Below are 18,728 nucleotides of genomic sequence, written 5' to 3'. Positions count from 1 at the left end.
ATGGTAATCGGAAAACAAAAGGATCACGAATATATAAATTTAGCTCAAAAAGACTTCGATATGAAACTGGATGTGCGTTACAATGTATCGTTTTCTGTAAAAGGCAATGTTTTAGAAGTAATAGTAAATGGTGAAAAAGAACTTCATGCAATCGATGATGAGTATTGTAATGGAAGCGCCGGATTTGTAGTGAATTCAGGTGCAATCCTAGCTAATGGATTTAAAGTGGCGTCTAGCTAAATTTGGAGGTGTTCTTTATGGCAAATCAAAATTATGCAGAATTAACATACGCAGGAGTATTAGGGAAGCTCATCGGTGTTTATCTTGGAAGGCCAGTAGAAGGTTGGGCATATGAGAAAATCCAAAGTGAATTTAATGAAATAAATTACTATGTTCATGAAGAATGTAAAGTACCATTAATTGTTGCCGATGATGATATATCAGGTACATTTGGATTTTTCAAAGCATTAAAAGATTACAATTATCAAGACTTAACGGCCGAAAAATTTGGAGATACTTGGTTAAACTATATTATTGAAGATAAAACCGTTCTTTGGTGGGGGGGCTTGGGACGTTCAACCGAGCATACGGCATTTTTACGATTAAAAAATGGTGTAAAAGCGCCGATGAGTGGATCGATTGAGATGAATGGTCAGACATTAGCCGAACAAATTGGCGCACAAATATTTATTGACGCTATTGCCATGAGCTGTCCGAACAATCCTGATCGAGCAGTAGAGTTGATAAAGGCTGCAGCAAGTGTAAGTCATGATGGTATGGCAGTTGAGGCAGCATGTTTTCTAGGTGCTATGCAAGCCATGGCATTTGAAGAGAAAGAGATTAACACTTTATTAGATCGGGGGCTTAAGTATATAAGTAGTCCCTTCTTAAAACAGGCGATTCAAGAAACGAGAGAAGTTTGTAAAGAAGAAAAAGATTGGAGAAAAGTACGAGAGTTTTTAGACAGTAAATATGGCTATAAACAGTTTCCTGGATCTTGTCATATTATCCCTAATCATTTAATGGTTTTAGTAGCATTTATTTTAGGAGAAGACGATTTCCAAAAGTCCATTATGATTGCAGCATCAGCAGGTTGGGATACGGATTGTAATGCCGGGAATGTTGGTTGTTTAAATGGCATACGATTAGGGCTAGAAGGAATAGGTAGTGGACCCGATTTTAGAAATCCAGTGAGAGATATGATGTATGTAGTTTCATCGGATGGTGGTTCAGTAGTCACGGACGCTGTAAAAGAAACGCATAAAATTGTCGAAGCTAGTAAGAGATTAATAGGCGAAAATTATGAGAGAGAAGAAAAAGCTTATACATTTGATTTTAGAGGGTCTACGCAAGGATTTGATTTATGTCCATATTCAACAAATCACACGAGCCATTCAAAAATCTACAATGCCAATGAGGTATCTGATGAAAATGGTTTGCTTATTGAGTGTAATGGAGTAGCAAAAGGTCTGAGTGTCCATGTCTCAACACCCGTATTTATTGATTTTGATAAATTAGCGATAAACTTTTCGACTACAGCGTCACCGACGTTATACGCGTCTCAAAAAGTAACTTCAACCATTCATTATTATGATTCCAAAGAAGTGCAGATTAAGCATTATGTACTATATTATGACATCAATAATGAAGTTCAGCGGTTTGAAAGTGAACCTACTTCATTAAAACAAGGTGAAAATAAAGTTGAATGGGTTGTCCCAGATACAAAAGGTATGGCTATTTTTAGATTGGGATATGAAATACTTTCCGAAGAGAGATTTGATGGTAGTTTAGTAATAAAGGATATCGATTGGAATGAAGCACCAAGTCACTTTTATCAAAAAGGGATGATGATGACATCCATTTGGAGTACTACTCCATTTTGGTTGTATTCTTGGTCAAGTTCAGCCAAACATTTTGCTGCTGATTTTAAATACACATATTGTATTTCACATCATGAGAAGAATGGTGTCGTAACGATAGGGACACAGGACTGGAAAAACTATTCAGTAGAGTCTGCGCTAGAATTCAGTTTACATGAGTCAGCTGGATTAATAGTAAGGAGTAATGGTCATCGTAGATATTATGCAGCTAAGTTTGTAAACGACAAACAAATCGTTATTGTTTGTAGGAAAGATAATGAAGAACGAATCCTTGGTTCAGTAGATTTTGAATATGAACATGACAAATTGTATGAGATGGAATTGTCAGTGAATGGAAACGTTTTATCTGTATCAGTAAATAGAGAAAAATTAATTGAATGTACGGATGAAAATAATACGTATGATTGTGGTGCAGCAGGTTTTATCATCGATAACGGATCGATGGTTGCAGACGGGTTCTCTGTTAAAAATATAATGTAGTGTAAGTATGCGAGGTGATGATGGTGTCAAAATATTTAATCGTATCCACAGCTGTGACGGATGAAATCCATAAAAAAGATAGTTCAGAGGTTAAATATGCTCTTGGTGGAGCAGGCATTTATGCGTTGGCTGGTGCGAAAATTTGGTCGGACGACATATCGATTCTGACAGGTGTAGGTGAAGATTTTCAAAATCTTCATTTTGAGTGGTTCCAAAATAACGAACTACCTACACAAAATTTGATAATTAAGGATGCGAATACACCAAGAACCATCATTCGATATGAAGATGAAGAGAATCGAACAGAAACACCTTTTTACGGTGCTAAGCATTATCAAAAAATGAATGCTTCGGTGAGAGAAATTGAGGAAGCTGTTACATGTGATACGGAAGGTATTTATATATTTAAAGGGCACGATGAACAATTTTGGAATGAGTTTTTCATCCTGAACGAGCAAATAAAAATCAAAGTATTGTGGGAGCTTAATGCTGATTCTGCACATATTGATTTTAAACAACAAGTTAAGAGTATTGTAGAGAGAATTGATGTATTTTCGTTAAATGAAAAGGAAGCAAAATCATTATTTGGGGAAAGTGATTTAGATGTTGTTATTGAAAGATTGAGAGAATGGAGCATTAACACCATATTTTTAAGAGTCGGCTCAAAGGGAGCTTATATGCTAACGAAGAACGAATTGGTGAAAATAAACAGCGTAAAGAACATCAAGGTTGTTGATGTAACTGGTGGTGGAAATAGTTCGTCTGCCGGGGTATTAATTGGATTATGTGAAAATCGTTCTCTAGAAGAGATGGGATTAATGGGGAGTATAGGTGCCGCTATTTGTATTGAGCAAGAAGGCGTACCAACCAAAATTGATAAGAAAACAAAAGAAAAGGCTGAAGGACTCTTACAAAAAATGATGGATGAAAAGGGTGAATGGAGATGACAGAAATGAAAAAACTATTAATTGATTGTGATCCTGGGATGGATGATTCATTAGCTATTATCGTGGCATGTAAATCTCAGGTTCTTGATGTAAAAGCAATTACGACTGTTTCTGGAAATTATCATGTTGATGTAACACAGGCAAATGCGAGAAAAACACTTGAATTATTGAATAGGACAGACATACCAGTAGCTAGGGGGATGGCTAAACCACTTGTACGAGATTTAGCAAGTGATCCTTTTACACATGGTGAAGACGGTCAAGCTGATGCATACCTTCCAGAACCTACAATGGAACTTGCGAATCAACATGCTGTAGACTTAATTATTGATACAGTAAAAAAATACCCAAATGAGTTATATATAGCAGCACTAGCTCCATTAACAAATATAGCAATGGCCTTCTTAAAGAGTCCGGAAATTATTCCAATGATTAAAGGTATATATGCTATTGCAGGAGCATTTGGATTGAATAAATATTCATCAGCAAATGCAACTGGTGACAATCCTCAAAGTGAATGGAATGTGTATGTTGACCCAGAAGCGGCTGATATAGTATTTAAATCAGGGGTTCCTTTGACTGCGATTGGATTAGATGTAGCGACACATTTTGATGTTAATTTTTCAAAGCAGCATCTACTTACATTAGAGTCAGCAAAAACAAAAGAGGCAGATTTCTTATTAAATATGATTAATTTTGTTAATAATAGAGGGTTTGAATCGTATTGTGTGCTAATTGATTCTATGGCAATCGGAGCAATTATTGATGAATCCATTGTTAAAACATTGAAAGGGAAGGTAGGCATTGAGACCAAAGGTGAAATTACACTGGGGATGACAGTTTTAGACACGAGACATCATCATACATGGAACGATTTACCCGAAGTTGATATCGCATATGAAGCTAATTATGAGAAATTCCTGGGAATTGTAATGGATACTGTTTTAAAATAAACAAACTGGTGGTAAAGGGTCCAATCAAGATGTTTCTACTGCAAGATTAGGTGGTTAAGTAAATTTTGTAGGGAATGTGGGTAGAGATATTTTTGGGAAAGAACTTCAAGAGAATCAATTGCATGAAGGAATTAATATTGATTGTATCAGTATAGTCAAAAATAAACGAACGGGTGTAGCTACTAAAATTGTATCTGAAAGGGATAATAAGAGTATTGTTGTCTCCGGTGCTAATTTCAATTTAACTCCTTCAGATGTCAACCTTTCAAAGCACTCTTAGCGAGCAGTGATATTGTCATCTTGAATTGGAAATTTTTCCAAAGGCGGTAGAAGAAGTACTTAACATATGTCATGAACAAAATGTCCCAGTTATATTAATTCCAGCACCAGCGTCTTCGTGCACAAAGAAAATGATTGAAATGGCAATCTATATTACACCTAATGAGACGGAATGTGTTGAATTATTTTGAGAATATTCGGTTGATATTTTGAAGAAATTCCTAATAGGGTTAATCGTTACACAAGAGTAAGCGGGAGCAACCTATAATAATGGTTCAGTGATTGTTCAAGGTTATGGATATAAGACATCAGTTGGATACAATAGGTGCTAGTGATACATTTAATGGTTGCGGTAAGTACTGGGTATCCAATTGAAATGCCATCTATATATGAAGTTTAAGAACAATTAGAATTGTGAAAAAATGAAATTGATTGATGTCGGTAGAGTTATTCGTACCCCTACATGAAGATGTTATCTAAGTGGAGAAACTTACATCTTATTCTAATTTATATTAGAAATACACTAGCAAGTTCCTTCAAAATACGCGTAATAGGATTAGTCTTTTATTTGGCAAGTTTTAGTAGTGTAAAAATAACTTAGCTAGCGTGAAGGAAATTTACGGGAGTCCTGATAATGGGTCTTCCGTTTTTTTGTCGTAGTTCCGGAATGTTTACTGTAACAGTTTTACTTCCTAAATTAGGCTCAGGCACGAAAATTGCAATATCTCGCTCGAAAAGTATCGATTCTGGCACGTAAATCCCCGATTCTGGCACGTAAATTCGAAATCGCGCTCGCAAATTTGATATCCGGATCGTAACTGTAGAAATAGATGGCGTTTTCCACGACTGAAGGTAAAAGTAAGAGATAGTTTCGTAATAAATAAAAAACCTATGCACATATCACGCATGCATAGGTTCGTTCGTGTATTTATTTAGCTCCCTAACAACTCATGTTTGGTTAAAATTCAGATTCGTTTTTTTTGTCGTAGTTCCGGAATGTTTACTGCAACAGTTTTACTTCCTAAATTAGGCTCCGGCACGAAAATTGCAATATCTCGCTCGAAAAGTATCGATTCTGGCACGTAAATCCCCGATTCCGGCACGTAAATTCGAAATCGCGCTCGCAAATTTGATTTCCGGATCGAAATGGTAAAAATGCTGTGCGATTTCCACGCCTGAAGGTAAAAGTAAGTGATAGTTCCGCAAAAAGTAAATACCTAAACACATATCACGCATGCATAGGTTCGTTCGTGTATTTATTTAGCTCCCTAACAACTCATGTTTGGTTAAAATTCAGATTCGTTTTTTTGTCGTAGTTCCGGAATGTTTACTGTAACAGTTTTACTTTCTAAATTAGGCTCCGGCACGAAAATTGCAATATCTCGCTCGAAAAGTATCGATTCTGGCACGTAAATCCCCGATTCCGGCACGTAAATTCGAAATCGCGCTCGCAAATTTGATTTCCGGATCGAAATGGTAAAAATGCTGTGCGATTTCCACGCCTGAAGGTAAAAGTAAGTGAAAGTTTCGCAAAAAGTAAAAAAACTATGCACATATCACGCATGCATATGTTCGTTCGTGTATTTATTTAGCTCCCTAACAACTCATGTTTGGTTAAAATTCAGATTCGTTTTTTTGTCGTAGTTCCGGAATGTTTACTGTAACAGTTTTACTTTCTAAATTAGGCTCCGGCACGAAAATTGCAATATCTCGCTCGAAAAGTATCGATACCGGCACGTAAATTCGAAATGGCGCTCGCAAATTTGATTTCCGGATCGAAATGGTAAAAATGCTGTGCGATTTCCACGCCTGAAGGTAAAAATAAGTGCTAGTTTCGCCCAAAATAATAAACCTATGCACATATACACATGCATAGGTTCATTCATCTAATTATTCAGCTCCGTAACTTATCAAGTTGGTCAGAATTCGATAGCCACCTGGTACTTGGCCTTGGATTTGGCGGTAGAGGACAAGGTTGGTGTAGAGATACGTTCCTTTTCCATAATTGGCCATTAGAATACCGCCATCAAATGGATCTTCGTTAGGATCGGCCATGGATATGAATGTTTCATAGTGTGAATCCCACTTCATCGGGAAGTATAAGCCTCTTTCTTGCACCCAATTGTCCCAATCTTTTGGTGTGATTTTATTCGGGAAATTGAAAAGGGCTGAATCTGGTTGTAAGACATTGACTGCAGCTTTTTCATCAGTTACTCTCCACTTAATCGATGGATTGCCAAGAGTAAGTGGATATGGGGCAGTCGTCTTTTCATCCCAACCATCACCCGGTTTGTGATATTGCACGACAAGATGGCCGCCATTTTCAACGTATTGCAGTAAGCGAGCATTATTTGCTTTTAAATCTGGGCGAGACAAGTAAGCGCGAATGCCGGTCACAATCGTATCATATTGACTCAAATCGCCAGAAGCTAAATCGGCTGCTGTTAGTTTTGTAATATTGAGACCTGCGTTACTTAAGTAATCGGCTACTTTATCAAATCCGCTTTCAATATAGCCGACTTTTAATGAGGTTGGCTTTAATAGTTCAAAGGCAACAGTGTTGATTGCAGCTTTGTATTGATAATAGAATGTGCCGATATGATCATAGGAAATTTCTTGAATTGTCGAATTGAATGTTTTTCCATTGACCGTAGCTTGAGCTGATAGATTATACTCACCATCTTGAATCGATTTCGGTGGTGTCAGGGTGAAATTCACTTGTTTTTCTTCTAATTTTTTCGTAAATGAAACGGTTGAATTGCTAGGAGAAACTTTCCAATCTTTTGGTGTGTGTAAAGCAATATTTGCGGATGTTTTTCCATCTTGATAGTTTTTCACTGTTACTTTCACAGGTATTTCTTTTTGCCCGTCGGCTGTATTGACGACGATATCTTCAGGAGAAAGGGTGAGACTGACATCTGGTAGAACAGCGACGGTTCCTTCCAATTCCTCGGTTTCTGTTGTTTTAGTTTTCCCGAATTCATACGAAATGCTTGTTGTAAGTGCAGGTTCATGATAAGCGTGATAATAATCTGCATCTTTAGGCACGTCAATCTCGTACGTAATGGACGTTGATTGATTTGGCGCTAGATTGACTGCTTTAGATTTGGTCTTTGCTTTCCATCCTTTTGGCACATCCAATGTTGCAGCAACTTTTTCCAACGTTTGCTTTCCTGAATTCTTCACGGTTACGGTTACGTTTGTTTTTTGCCCTTTTGTCAGGATTGTCGAGTCTGCTTTTGCTTGCACTTTTAGACCTGATGAGACATAGCTTGCAGTTTGTAACTGTTCTTCTTTTAATGAAAGCTTGTGGAGCAAGTCATTTTTCAATTCTGCGTTTAGTTTTGCTTTTTTTATTTGGGCAGAAAGTAAACGCACATCAGACAGCGCGGTTTGAGTTGTTGTGAAAACGTGTTGTTTATTCGGATAGGCGGCAACAACAGCGTTCAATTTTCGCTGCACATTGATGAAATCAGTCTTTAATTTTGACGCTGAGCTTGGTAGCTTAGCAGACCACTCGGTAAAATTATAAGGAACTCCTTCAAAAAGGCCTGACTTGCCTTTCGTATCCACAGCCGTTTGTTTCAATTCTAAGTGGACTTGGCGAGGTGCAGCTGGGATATCGGACCCCATCCCTTGGCTTTTGTGCAGATAGCGCGATTGTTCGCCTAGTTGTGGGTAGGTCATGCCATATATGGGATCATAGGTGCCGATTTCGATAGATGTAGTCGCTTTCTCTTTAGTGGAAACAGGTAGATATAACTTTTTCACTTGCCATACTGATAGGCCTTGTTTCAATTGTTGTGGGAAAACAGTTGGATCGGCTGCATCTTTAAAAGCACGTTCACTTAAAATCGTCATGGTGCGGTGGTGGCCATGTTGGGTATCATCATTTTGGAACGAAGGCATGAGAATATCAGGCTGATATGTACGGATAAAGCGTATTAGCCGTTCATACGTTAAGTCTTCGCCCCATTTTGCTAATGTTTCTTCAGGTGTTTTCGAAAAGCCGAAATCATAAATCGGATCAGAGGTTGTTTCACTAAGATGATAGGCTTTTACTCCGGTAATTTTCGCTGCTTCAATCATTTCTCTGGAGCGGATAATCCCTAAGGCATTGTCTAGTTCATCGCCAATTTCATTTTGTCCACCTTCCCCCCGGTTTGCGATCAGGCTTGATGTCTTCACACCTAATCCCCTTGATAAATAAGCAAGAAAATCGCTACGTTCATCATCAGGGTGAGCGCCACTGTTTAGGAATGTAACGGTTGTCTCGAGTGGTTTGACAGCATTCCACAACTCCACATCTGGTTTCTGTGTCTCGTTTGCACTTCCTGTGAGCGGTACGAGTGAAAATACGAACACAAGAGAAAGTAATGAGATTAAAACTTTCTTCATCATCTCTGTAACCCCTTTCGATTTTAGTTTAGCTTCTTTGCAGAATATGCTGAGTAGGTTAGTAATATTACCTAACGAACCAGGATAAAAAGCTTATCTAAATAAATAGCACGGATGGTTATAATTGTAAATCATACGAAATAACTATTAAAAACAGATTATTTAAAATATTATAAAAATTACTTGTGTATATTATCCTTATCAGGTATATTTTAGTAAATTAGGAAGATTGACTAACTAAATAGGTAAGGCCGTGATGTAATGAGTTTTAAACGAACACCTAGTCACCTGAAATTTGTTAATAAAAAAAGAATTATTCAATGTATAAAAGGATGTTCGCCGATTTCGAGGGCAGAGATTGCAAGTATGCTTGGTTTAAGTAAACCGACTGTTTCGCAGCTAGTTGATGAACTCATCTATGAATCATGGGTTGTTGAGAAAGGCATTGGTGAATCATCTGCTCAAGGTGGAAGGCGACCGATTCAGCTCTTTTTTAATGAACGTAAAGCTTTTATTATCGGGGCAGATATTGGTGGTACGAAAGTGAAAATTGTATTATGTGATCTAAATGGCAACATCCTTGCTGAAACGAGTTTTTCTACAACTGCGTATTTGCAAACAGGTCTTCTTAAGCAAATGGCGATTGAAACGGATCGATTGCTTGCAAAGAATCAGATTGCCAAAGAGCGAATTTTAGGAATGGGAGTAGGCATTCCAGGGATCACGGAAACGAAAAGTGGCTTAGTCATGGAGGCACCGAGCTTAGGGTGGATTCAGTATCCGTTTATCGCCGAAGCAAAACGTTACTTTGATTTTCCTATTTATATCGACAATGATGTCAATGTGGCGGCTCTCGGTGAGCAGTGGTTGGGGAACGCAAAGAATAAGCGAAATGTACTGTTTATTGCGGTTGGTACAGGAATTGGCAGCGGTATTATCCTGAATAACCAATTATTTAGAGGAGCTTCAAGTGCAGCTGGAGAAATGGGTTATATGGTAACCAACAAAGAAGATATGAAACGTGAATTCAAGCCGATATTCCACCGCTATGGCTATTTGGAAAGTGTCGCGGGCGGGAAATCGATTGGTGCTCAATTTACCAAAGCTGTCCAAGCAAACCCAGAACATGCCTTATATGAACTGGCGAGGAGCTCTGAACTAGCAGGTGAAGAAGCCTTTTTATTCGCAAAAAAGGGAGACGTTGCAGCGATTGCAATTATTAATGAAGCAATTGAACATTTAGCATACGCAATTGTAAATGCAACGAGTTTACTAAATCCAGAGATTGTAATTTTAGGAGGTGGTGTATTAAATTCAGCTGCATACATTGTACCTAGAATTCAGGAAATAGTAGATCATTATCTGCCGAGTTTAGTAGAACTAACAACTTCAAAGCTTGGTGAAAATGCAGGAGTCTTAGGAGCTGTTTCCCTATTTTTAAGAGAGTATGAGAGTATTTTGAATGTTCATGATGAGGGGGATTTTTTATGAAAAACAAGAAAAAGTCGATGGTTTCCGTGTTGACATTATCTGCCGCGTTATTCATTTCTGGATGTAGTAGTACAGATACAAACACGAAGACAAACTCGAATACAGACGGAGCAAAGGAAAAAAATGCATTGGAAGATAAGATTGTTGTATATTCACCACATGGAAAAGACATACTATCCAAATTTGAAAAGCAATTTGAAGAAAAATATGAAATCGATGTAGAGTGGCTTGATATGGGGTCACAGGAAATTCTCGACCGTGTGCGATCAGAGAAGAATAATCCACAGGCCGATGTTTGGTGGGGAGCCCCATCCACGAATTTTAACCAAGCAAAGGATGATGGCTTGCTAGCTGCCTATCAACCTACTTATTCTGCTAGTCTTGATGAAGGATTCCGTGATCCAGACTGGTATTGGACCGGTACGAGCCAGACTCCAGAAGTTATTATGTATAACAGTAAAGAATTATCCAAAGACGAAGTTCCGAAAGATTGGGATGAGCTGCTTGATCCGAAGTGGAAAGATGAAGTTATCATCCGCTATCCGCTCGCATCTGGAACGATGAGGACGATCTTTTCTGCTATGATTTATCGTACGTACAAAGATACGAATGATCCAAAAGCTGGCTACGAATGGCTGACGAAGCTTGATCAAAACACGAAAGAATATTCTGCTAACCCGGAAATGATGTATAACAAAGTAGCTAAAGGAGAAGGGGCGTTGTCAGTTTGGGCGATGCCGGATGTTGTCATGTTGAAGGAAAATAAAAACTATCCGTTTGAGTTTGTGATTCCTGAAAGTGGGACACCAGTATTGACGGAAGGGATTGCCATTGTTGAAGGTGCCAAACATCCAAAAGCGGCAGAAGCCTTTTATGAGTTTGTTAACACACCAGAAGCTGCGAAAATCTTAGCAGAGGAGTTTTACCGAATTCCTACAAGAAGTGATGTGACGGACTTACCTGATTGGATTACGAATACAGAAATTAAAGCAATGGATATAGATTGGAACGTTTTCCAAGAAAAAGGCGACGAGTGGATGAAGTATTGGGATGAAAACATCAAGAGCGGAGATAAGGAAATTAAAGAATAAGGAAGTGTCGTTTGATGGCGTCGATACAAATAGAGAATGTCAAAAAAGCCTTCGGAAAAACGATAGCTATTGACCAGTTGAATCTGGAAATAAAAGACGGTGAGTTCTTTACCTTTCTAGGTCCGAGTGGCTGTGGGAAAACGACAACCCTTCGAATGATTGCTGGGTTTTATTATCCAACAAAGGGTATTGTCCGATTTGGCGAAAAAGATATGACGCGTGTACCTCCAGAGAAACGAAATACGGGCATGGTTTTTCAAAACTATGCTCTTTTTCCTCACATGACAGTATTTGAAAATGTAGCATTCGGCTTAAAAGTGAGAAAAGTTTCTTCAGCTGACGTAAAGGCGAAAGTGCTGGAAGTGCTACGTAAAGTGAGGCTAGAGAAATATTCTGATCGGCAAGTGAGCCAGTTGAGTGGAGGGCAGCAGCAGCGGGTAGCTCTCGCCAGAGCACTCGTTATCGAACCAGAAATCTTATTATTAGATGAGCCGTTAAGTAATTTAGATGCGAAACTTCGCGATGAAATGAGAGCAGAAATTTTACGGTTGCAGCGAGATTATAAGATTACGACCATTTATGTGACACATGATCAGGCAGAGGCGTTATCGATGAGTGATCGAATTGCAGTTTTTAACTATGGGGTCTGTCATCAGGTAGGAACTCCTGCAGAAATTTATAATCAACCTGCCAATGATTTCGTAGCAAGCTTTATCGGCGAAATTAATCTATTGCCTGTACAAGTCGATCATGTCGAGCAAGAGGATATAGCGGTTACGTTAAAAAATGATGGGGAACCGGTAAAACTTATTGTCCATAATCATACGAATGAAGATGAGTTAAATAAAGGGAATCTGGCTGTTTCGATTCGACCTGAGGCGATTCGAATTCTTGATACAGTAGAAACTGGAACGAATGTCTTGAAAGGGAAAATTGCAGCCGTCCAATTTCTTGGATCGATTGTCAATTTGATGGTACAGATTGATCATGTATCACTAAAGGTGGATATGTTGAATACGCATGAATTCGGCCATTATTATCAAGGGAAGGACGTGTATGTAGAACTTCCTGAAAAACAACTTCGCCTACTCCCAGTCATAAGCGGTGAAGTCAATGTTTAAAAACCGTGATACGAGATTAACGATTTGGCTTTTGATCCCAGTCGTTTTTGTGCTCGTTGCGTATGTCCTCTATCCTTCTTTACGAACCTTTTTCGAAAGCCTACAATCAGACGGATCGATTTCACTCGGAAACTATCAAGATTTCTTTGTACAAGAATCAAAAACCAACTTGGTAGCACTTTGGAACTCAGTGTATATATCGATTTTGAGTGTATTCGTCAGTGCTTTAATCGGGATTCCACTTGCGATTATTTTTAACCGCTACGATTTTCCGGGTAGAAGTTTCTTTTCAACAGCTGCGATTTTGCCAATCGTTTTGCCATCTCTAGTAGGCGTTATGGCGTTTATGTTTTTATATGGTGAATCTGGATTGATTCCGAACGCCATAAAAGATTTATTGGGTCTTGAAAAAGTTCCGTTTAAAATTGGCGGCGTTTCCGGAATTTTGATAGTGCATGCGTATACGATGTATGTGTATTTTTATATGACCGTTTCAGCGGCGATTAATAAAATCGACCCTTCCTTAGAAGAGGCTGCGTACAACTTAGGCGCTAATCGGATTAAAGTGTTTTGGAAGGTGACATTCCCATTATTAACACCTGCTATCGTTGCCGCATCTTTGCTTGTATTTATGATTTCAATGGCTTCATTCAGTGCTCCGTTCCTATTAGCGGGCGGATATCGGGTTTTGAGCCTACAAATATATTTTTCGAAAATAAATGGTGATATGGAAATTGCGGCGACGCAATCGGTCATACTCTCGATTGTTTCGATTTCATTTTTATTGTTCATGCGCTGGTATCAAAATCGGAAAGATTACCGAATGGCTACAAAAGGCATTGGTGCGCATAGAAGTGAAGTGAAAAATCCGTTCATGAAATGGCTAATGGTTGGCTTTGGCATGATCGGTGTATTGGTCCTGCTTTTGCCGCATTTTACGATTTTATTGCTTTCGCTTGTACCGGATGGAACATGGACATGGCAAACGTACCCGTCCGTTTTTAATCTGGAAAATTATCGGCTTTTATTTGCAGATCCTAATATATTCAAACCTCTAAAAAACAGTTTAATCATGGCCGTGATTGCTACGGTAGGAAATTTGGTTTTTGGAGTAATCGCTTCCTATTTATTAGTCAAACGGAAATTCGTAGGCAAAAGCTTTGTTGATATTCTCGTTATGATTCCGTGGGCATTGCCAGCGACTGTTATTGGGATGAATCTAGTATTTGCTTTTAATGAACCGAGCGTTTTTTCTTTCGGACAAATTTTAGTCGGTACATTTTGGATTTTGCCACTTGCCTATTTCATTCGGCATATTCCACTCGTTGTCCGCTCGACGAATGCGGTGTTAGAACAGCTGGATGATTCTATTGAGGAGGCAGCCAGAAATTTAGGAGCCAAATGGTTTTATACGTTTAGAAAAGTGATCTTGCCAATTATCATGCCTGGTGTTTTATCCGGGACATTATTAGCGTTTATTGAGTCAGTTGGCGAATTTCCAACGTCTGTCCTTCTGTATACGATCTCCAATCGACCGATATCAATTGAAATTATGAATCAGCTTCGCATGTTCAATATGGGGCAAGCCGCTGCTTACGGTATGATTCAGATTACGCTAATTGTGATTGTCCTCTTTATTTCGAATAAATTTTTTGGAATTAAAGCCGAAAAAGCCTTATAAATGGTGGTGCAAAGATGAGTAAGTTGGATGAATTTATCAAAAATGAAGGCAGTGTATTTCCGGGGAAAACCTATGTGGAGCAGTTGTTAAAGCCGGTTTTTAATGACCAACGAGATTACTTATTTCATGTCATGTTCGATATTCATCGGTCGCATGTCATAATGCTTTGTGAACAAAAGATTATAAAAGAAGAGGAAGCAAATCGTATGTTGGCTGGCATTCGAAAGGTGGCCGAAATTGACCTCACCTTAGTATCTTACGAGCCACAATTTGAAGATTTATTTTTCATGATGGAAGCGAAGATTGGTGAAGAGATCGGTCATGAACTGGCAGGAAAGATTCATATTGGCCGTAGCAGGAATGATATGGGTGTTGCGATGTATCGACTCGTTTTACGCGGTCATCTGCTCCAATTGATCGAGTGCACTACTCAATTGAGTGAGGCATTATTAAGCCAGGCAAAGGAGCATACAGAAACGTATATAACAGGCTACACGCACACGCAGCCCGCTCAACCGACGACATTAGCTCATTACTTTCTCGCGATTTATGATGTGCTCCAAAGAGATAGAGAGAGATTATGGTCTGCCTTTAAAACAGTGAATCAATCTCCATTAGGTGCGGCTGCTTTAACGACAACTGGATTTCCAATTAACCGCGATCGAACCGCTTTTTTGCTCGGGTTTGATGGGCTTGTTGAAAACTCGTATGACTCGATCGCAGGCGCTGATTATTTACTAGAAACAGCAACCGCGATCATGACATGTATGGTGAATACGGGAAGATGGATTCAAGACTTCCTGCAACTTGTGACAAGGGAGTTTGCGACTTTTTATGTGGCTGATCCATACGTCCAAACGAGTAGCATTATGCCACAAAAAAGAAACCCCGTTTCGATTGAACATGCCCGCTCGATTGCGAGTAGTAGCTACGGTGACGCTCTTAGCGCCATTCAAATGGTGCATAATACGCCGTTTGGTGACATCGTTGATACGGAAGATGATCTGCAGCCACATTTATATCGTGCGTTTACGAAAGCCGGCCGAGTAATGAAGCTGATGTATGCTGTGATTGCGACATTGAAAGTGAATGAAGAGCATGCAAAGAAAATGGCCACAAAATCCAGTATCACCATCACCGAATTAGCGGATACGCTTTCTCGTGAACATGGAGTTTCTTTTCGAAAAGCTCATTCGATAGCAAGCCATATTGCCAAACAATCGATATGTGAAGGGAAGGAATTATCTGACTGGGATACACAAGATATCAACAAGATGATGGCTGAATTTATTGCCGTACATATTAGCGAAGAAGAATGGCAGAAAATCATCTCCCCTGAATACTTTGTCGAAATTAGAAAGATTCAAGGTGGACCAAGTCCGAAAGAAGTTAAGCGAATGATTGTCAGTCGAGAACAAAAACTGAATCAACAGTTGGTGGAATATGAGAAAATCGTTCGAGAATTAGGGGAAAGAAAAAAAGCTTTATTGGCGCATTGAGTAAAATCAAGGGACTCATTAAATAAAGTCGATAAAAAATAGTAAACAGACTAAACTGATAAGAGGATATTATGTTCAACATATGAGCATAGATCCTCTTTTTTTCGTACAATTAAATTTGTTATTTAGACATTGAATATATAGGTTAAGAGGACATAAACCACATCGTGAAAATGATCTTAGGGATGATGCGCTATGAGAGTGCAAGTTATTCTAATATGGAATACTGGAGAGTAAAGAATTAAGATAGATATAAACACTATTGATTTAGAAGTGTGTAACTGAGTAGAGTGTACAAGTAGCTGACTTTTTTCGGAATACGCTCATAGAATTACGAAAAATAATGGAGTGATTTTGTATGGTAGATTTTGAGTGGTGTAGAAGCTTTATTTATATACATAAATATAACGATTTGTAGCATGACCTAAATTGTGAAAACTAATACTGTAGCGAGTGAAAAAGTTTTGATTTATAGAATTTTTTTTTGATATAGTTTAAAACAGAACGGTTGGTATGTGGAGGTGTACTTCGGAAATGGATACTAAATCGCAGATGATTGAAATCGCGACAAATCTTTTTCAGCAAAAAGGATATAAGGGCGTAGGAGTAAATGAAATCTTAAAAGTATGTAATATTACAAAAGGTGCGCTCTATCATCATTTTCCGAATGGAAAAGAAGAATTACTCATCGCTTGTCTTAAAAATATGGATGAAGCGATTACTACGGACATCGAGGTAATTTTCGAACGATGTCAAACGACGATGGAAGCCCTTCATGCGATGATTGAGAAATTAGTAGCCAATCTTGATCGAGAAGGTACAATTACTGGTTATACATTTAGCAGCATCGTTAGTGAAATGGCATCACTAAGTGAACCAGTCCGTAATGCCTGTTCGGACCTTTACACAAAGATGCAAGGGATTTATTCGAAAAAGTTAGTAGCAGATGGGTTTTCGAAAGAAACTGCTCATTCAATTGCTCTAATGATGACAGTTACTATCGAGGGTGGAATTATGCTTTGTTTAACCCGAAAAACAAGTGAACCACTAAAAATTATTTTGCAGGGATTACCAAATCTATTAAAGGGATTTTTATAAGTGAATCAACCAATCAAAACTGGCCCAATAATGGCTACTCTATTAGTGGCTGGCTTTGTTGGACTTTTTAGTGAAACAGCCTTATCAGCTTTGTAAAGCCAACGGGATTTGAGGGTACTTTTAACACTGTTCAATTTATTGGACGATGTTAAAAGTGTTTATATAAAAGCAAAATTAATTAACTTTATTATGATAAAACATTAACAATTCAAAAGTTTAGATGCTATGCAAAAAAATAGTGAGTAATCTAATGTGAAACTTCAAATCACTGGGAATGAAGAAAACATTAATAGATGTTTCACTTTATTGGATAATTGGAATAGAAAAAGATGTTTTAGACAAAATAAAAAAAGGAGTGACTACGTATGAAAAAGACTGGATAAATAAGGGGAATAGTGATGAATGTTGTAAAAGAAAAATTATGGACGAGGCAATACACAACAATTGTACTATCGACACTTATTCTATTTATTGGCTTTTATATGCTGACAGCAGGGTTTTCGATACGTATTACAGAGATTAGTAATAAACCGACCTTAGCTGGATCGATGACGACCGCTTTTATGATAGCGTCACTTGTAACTCGCTTTGTATCAGGAATACTTATTCAGAAACTGAATATGAAGGTCCTGTTGCTTATTTCTCTTGTGTATTTCATGGGTACGATCGGTTTAAGCTTCCTGAATGATTCCATTGGGTATTTGCTTTTCATTCGAGTCCTACAAGGTATTGGTTTTTCTGTTATTACGGTTTTACTTTTTACATTATCGAGCAGTCTCGTTCCAAGTACACGTTTAGGGGAAGGACTCGTGTTTTTTGCAATGGCAACAAGCATTGGCTTGACAGTAGGGAATATGCTTGCAATATCCTTACTCGGTCATTTTTCCTTTCAATCGTTGCTGTTTGTTATACTTTCACTTATACTCCTTTCATTTATGGGCAGTTTATTTATCAAAAATATCAAAAAAGAGAAGCAAGTCAAAAAGAAAACGTCTAGTGAGCCGTTCTACAAATATATGTTTGATCGTCGCGTACTGCTTCCAAGTATTATCGTCGCATTAGACTACATGGCGATCGCAGGAACTGTTAACTTTATGGGGGCACTAGGGAAAGAGACGAATATTGGCGGCAGTATTTCGCAGTTTTTTACTATTCAGGCGATTACGATGATTATCGTCAGAATCTTTTCGGGGAAAATCTTTGATCGGTTCGGTCATAAAATATTAATGATACCAGCAACAATATCTGGTGCGATTGGCTTAATTTTATTAGGGATATCACATCATATTGGTTTGGTATTAGTCAGTGGTTTCTTTTTTGGCGTCGCTTATGCCGTGATTCAGCCAACTACTCAAGCTTGGGGGTTAAGCCTGGTCCCACCGGAAAAAAACGCGACAGCTAATTCCATGTTGTTAATTTTTATGGATCTTGGAATGGCGGTCGGCTCAATTGGACTTGGCAGTGTCGTTGGCTATGTCGGTTATGGCATGACTTTCAGTTACTCTGCTATTTTCATGGTTCTGATTTTGGTGATTTATCTTATTGGAATTCGAAAAATGAAAGTGATTAATCATTGAATATTATGTAAAAGGCCGAGGTTGTCCTAATTAGGGGACAGGCTCGTTTTTTTTTTATTCATCCCAATTACGTTAAGCTAAACAACTCTTGCTTCTTTCGCACTACAACTCAGAGCGAGAATAAGCATAAATCGCACGAGAATTAAGATTTATACGCTGGAAATAACTCTTTACAAGCCGGATTTGCGATTTGCGCGCCAAATTCAAAATTCAGGCAACAGAAATCGTAAATC

The 18,728-nt window shown here is 38.3% G+C and carries 12 protein-coding genes and 1 pseudogene; 12 read left to right on the top strand and 1 reads right to left on the bottom strand.

Annotated elements, in window-relative coordinates:
• From V179_RS0113590 to V179_RS32465, 5 genes and pseudogenes are all read left to right on the top strand, one after another.
• A partial coding sequence (locus tag V179_RS0113590) for a hypothetical protein (RefSeq protein ID WP_028391956.1) occupies positions 1-240 on the top strand: 240 nt, incomplete at its 5' end.
• 17 nt (positions 241-257) lie between these two features.
• Positions 258-2,360 carry an ADP-ribosylglycohydrolase family protein gene (locus tag V179_RS0113585; RefSeq protein ID WP_028391955.1) on the top strand — a complete coding sequence of 701 codons (2,103 nt, stop codon included), beginning with the start codon at positions 258-260 and terminating at the stop codon, positions 2,358-2,360.
• Between the two features lie 23 nt (positions 2,361-2,383).
• A complete protein-coding gene (locus V179_RS27905; protein ID WP_051404950.1) occupies positions 2,384-3,307 on the top strand; it encodes a carbohydrate kinase family protein in 924 nt (307 codons plus the stop codon).
• 5 nt (positions 3,308-3,312) lie between these two features.
• The gene (locus V179_RS0113575) at positions 3,313-4,260 is read left to right on the top strand and encodes a nucleoside hydrolase (RefSeq protein ID WP_028391954.1); all 948 of its coding nucleotides are present in this window, start codon (positions 3,313-3,315) and stop codon (positions 4,258-4,260) included.
• Between the two features lie 70 nt (positions 4,261-4,330).
• Positions 4,331-4,540 (top strand): annotated as a pseudogene (locus V179_RS32465) (PfkB family carbohydrate kinase); the annotation flags it as partial.
• A gap of 1,889 nt (positions 4,541-6,429) precedes the next feature.
• Here V179_RS32465 and V179_RS0113550 read toward each other — a convergent pair.
• Positions 6,430-8,940, bottom strand: coding sequence for an NEW3 domain-containing protein (locus V179_RS0113550; RefSeq protein ID WP_326929547.1), 2,511 nt, complete (start codon positions 8,938-8,940; stop codon positions 6,430-6,432).
• Between the two features lie 258 nt (positions 8,941-9,198).
• Here V179_RS0113550 and V179_RS0113545 point away from each other — a divergent pair, with 258 nt between their 5' ends.
• The 7 genes from V179_RS0113545 (at position 9,199) to V179_RS0113510 (ending at position 18,495) form a co-directional block, all read left to right on the top strand.
• On the top strand, positions 9,199-10,428 hold the full coding sequence (locus V179_RS0113545; protein WP_034301142.1) for an ROK family transcriptional regulator: 1,230 nt from the start codon (positions 9,199-9,201) through the stop codon (positions 10,426-10,428).
• Entirely contained in the window at positions 10,425-11,519 is a 1,095-nt protein-coding gene (locus tag V179_RS0113540) for an extracellular solute-binding protein (RefSeq protein WP_028391949.1), read from the top strand. The genes V179_RS0113545 and V179_RS0113540 overlap by 4 nt, the downstream gene beginning before the upstream one ends.
• A gap of 14 nt (positions 11,520-11,533) precedes the next feature.
• The gene (locus V179_RS0113535) at positions 11,534-12,640 is read left to right on the top strand and encodes an ABC transporter ATP-binding protein (protein WP_028391948.1); all 1,107 of its coding nucleotides are present in this window, start codon (positions 11,534-11,536) and stop codon (positions 12,638-12,640) included.
• Positions 12,633-14,321: an ABC transporter permease gene (locus V179_RS0113530; RefSeq protein WP_028391947.1), complete on the top strand. Its 1,689-nt coding sequence runs from the start codon at positions 12,633-12,635 to the stop codon at positions 14,319-14,321. The genes V179_RS0113535 and V179_RS0113530 overlap by 8 nt, the downstream gene beginning before the upstream one ends.
• Before the next feature lie 14 nt (positions 14,322-14,335).
• Positions 14,336-15,820 (top strand): argininosuccinate lyase, encoded by a 1,485-nt coding sequence (gene argH, locus V179_RS0113525; protein ID WP_028391946.1) that lies wholly within the window; start codon positions 14,336-14,338, stop codon positions 15,818-15,820.
• Between the two features lie 534 nt (positions 15,821-16,354).
• Positions 16,355-16,918: a TetR/AcrR family transcriptional regulator gene (locus tag V179_RS0113520; RefSeq protein WP_028391945.1), complete on the top strand. Its 564-nt coding sequence runs from the start codon at positions 16,355-16,357 to the stop codon at positions 16,916-16,918.
• Positions 16,919-17,316: 398 nt separating this feature from the next.
• Entirely contained in the window at positions 17,317-18,495 is a 1,179-nt protein-coding gene (locus V179_RS0113510; protein ID WP_028391944.1) for an MFS transporter, read from the top strand.
• Positions 18,496-18,728: the final 233 nt, after the last annotated feature.

Source organism: Bacillus cihuensis (genome assembly GCF_000504145.1).
Lineage (GTDB): Bacteria > Bacillota > Bacilli > Bacillales > DSM-1321 > Peribacillus > Peribacillus huizhouensis.
The sequence above is the reverse complement of the archived record's forward strand: the minus strand, read 5'-3'. Positions and strand labels throughout refer to the sequence as shown.